This window comes from Vibrio sp. 10N.286.49.E11 (assembly GCF_041469505.1).
Lineage (GTDB): Bacteria > Pseudomonadota > Gammaproteobacteria > Enterobacterales > Vibrionaceae > Vibrio > Vibrio crassostreae_C.
Genome location: NZ_JBFRKQ010000049.1, coordinates 1 through 520, shown reverse-complemented (window position 1 = coordinate 520; position 520 = coordinate 1). Strand labels below are relative to the sequence as shown.

At 44.2% G+C, this 520-nt stretch carries 1 protein-coding gene; it reads left to right on the top strand.

Annotation, left to right across the window (positions count from 1 at the left end):
• On the top strand, nucleotides 1–408 hold a 408-nt coding region (locus AB4167_RS11315), incomplete at its 5' end, for a helix-turn-helix domain-containing protein (RefSeq protein WP_136977534.1).
• Nucleotides 409–520 lie beyond the last annotated feature (112 nt).

The window sequence follows — 520 nt, the reverse complement described above, 5'->3', positions numbered from 1 at the left end:
CTCGCACACTTTAAAGACGGCCTCTCTCGTACACAAATTGCAAAATCTCTCAAAGTCAGTCGAACCAGTGTCAATAAATGGGTTCGGATTTTTTTTGAAGAAGGCCTAGAAGGACTTCAAGAAAAACCTCGGACTGGTAGGCCTGCATACCTCACCGATGAGCAGCGGGCTCAACTCAGTGCCTTCATAAAAAAAGAAGCTGAATCACCTTCTGGTGGCCGCCTTGTTGGAAGCGATATACATGACTACATCGTTAAACACTTTGACAAGCACTACCACCCTAATTCCATCTATTATCTCCTCGACCACATGGGTTTTTCTTGGATAACTTCTCGTTCCAAACACCCTAAACAATCACAGCAAATACAAGACGATTTTAAAAAAATTCCAAATCGAAACGATCCTTAAGATCCCCGGCCATATTGGGCTAGAGAGTGTTGATGTCTGGTTTCAAGACGAAGCTAGGTTTGGTCAGCAGAACACAACAACACGTCTTTGGGCTACTCGTGGAACGAGACCT